Origin of the sequence: Streptococcus oralis (genome assembly GCF_003943825.1) — a bacterium.
GTDB lineage: Bacteria > Bacillota > Bacilli > Lactobacillales > Streptococcaceae > Streptococcus > Streptococcus oralis_CD.
This window is the reverse complement of record NZ_RJNJ01000027.1, coordinates 1-1,456: the sequence shown is the minus strand read 5'-3', so window position 1 is coordinate 1,456 and position 1,456 is coordinate 1. Positions and strand designations below refer to the sequence as shown.

3 protein-coding genes are annotated in these 1,456 nt (G+C 44.4%); all 3 read left to right on the top strand.

Annotated features, from left to right (window positions below; translation table 11 throughout):
• The coding region (gene recO / locus D8863_RS10345; protein ID WP_125441851.1) for a DNA repair protein RecO at positions 1-246 on the top strand (246 nt) is incomplete at its 5' end.
• On the top strand, positions 243-1,235 hold the full coding sequence (gene plsX, locus D8863_RS10340; RefSeq protein ID WP_125441850.1) for a phosphate acyltransferase PlsX: 993 nt from the start codon (positions 243-245) through the stop codon (positions 1,233-1,235). The genes recO and plsX, both read left to right, overlap by 4 nt.
• Positions 1,236-1,239: 4 nt before the next feature.
• Positions 1,240-1,456 (top strand): acyl carrier protein (locus D8863_RS10335; RefSeq protein WP_125441849.1); only part of this gene is annotated, 217 nt, incomplete at its 3' end.

Here is a 1,456-nt window from a genome sequence, read left to right as displayed (position 1 = left end):
GAGCATTATCATGAAGATGAGAGACGTTGTCATCTGAATCCCAATATTCCTTATCTGCTCAATCAATTTCAAGCTATTGATTTTGAGACCTTGGAGACTATTTCGCTCAAGCCTGAAATCAAGCAAGACTTGCGCAAGTTTATAGACCAAATCTACGAAGAGTATGTTGGAATTCACCTAAAATCAAAGAAATTTATTGATTCCCTGGCAGACTGGGGACAATTACTAAAAGAGGAAGACAAATGAAAAAAATTGCAGTAGATGCTATGGGAGGCGATTACGCACCTCAAGCCATCGTTGAGGGTGTCAATCAAGCCCTTGCTGACTTTTCAGATATTGAGGTTCAACTCTATGGAGATGAAAGCAAGATCAAGCAATATCTAACGGCGACAGAGCGTGTCAGCATTATCCATACGGATGAGAAAATCAACTCAGACGATGAGCCTACAAAAGCTATTCGTAAGAAGAAAAATGCCAGTATGGTATTGGCAGCCAAGGCTGTCAAAGAGGGTGAAGCAGACGCTGTCCTCTCAGCTGGGAATACAGGTGCCTTGTTGGCTGCAGGATTCTTCATTGTAGGTCGTATCAAGAATATCGACCGTCCTGGACTCATGTCGACCTTACCGACCATTGATGGCAAAGGCTTTGACATGCTAGACCTTGGAGCCAATGCGGAAAATACAGCCCATCATCTGCACCAATACGCTGTTTTGGGTTCCTTTTATGCGAAAAATGTTCGTGGGATTTCGAGACCACGTGTTGGTTTGCTCAATAATGGAACAGAGAGTAGCAAGGGTGATCCCCTTCGTAAGGAAACCTACGCCTTGCTAGCAGCTGATGAAAGCTTGAATTTTGTCGGAAACGTGGAAGCGCGTGATTTGATGAATGGCGTTGCGGATGTTGTTGTGGCAGATGGTTTCACGGGAAACGCTGTGCTCAAATCTATTGAAGGGACAGCCATGGGTATCATGGGCTTGCTTAAGACAGCTATCACAGGTGGTGGTCTTCGAGCGAAACTAGGTGCTCTTCTTCTCAAGGATAGCCTTAAAGGTTTGAAAAAGCAACTCAACTATTCAGATGTTGGTGGAGCGGTCTTGTTTGGTGTTAAGGCACCGGTTGTCAAGACTCATGGTTCAAGTGATGCCAAGGCTGTGTATAGTACGATTCGCCAGATTCGTACCATGCTAGAAACAGACGTAGTTGCCCAGACTGCGCGTGAATTTTCAGGAGAATAAAAAGATGACAGAAAAAGAAATTTTTGACCGTATTGTAACCATTATCCAAGAGCGACAGGGAGAGGACTTTGTCGTAACAGAGGCCTTGAGTTTGAAAGATGACCTAGATGCGGACTCAGTGGACTTGATGGAGTTCGTCTTGACACTAGAAGATGAATTCGGAATTGAAATCAGTGATGAGGAAATTGACCAACTGCAAAGTGTAGGAGATGTGGTAGCAG

What these genes read in the sequence shown, in the direction of transcription:
- plsX (WP_125441850.1), top strand. Translation starts at nt 243, where the DNA reads ATGAAAAAAATTGCAGTAGATGCTATGGGAGGCGATTACGCACCTCAA.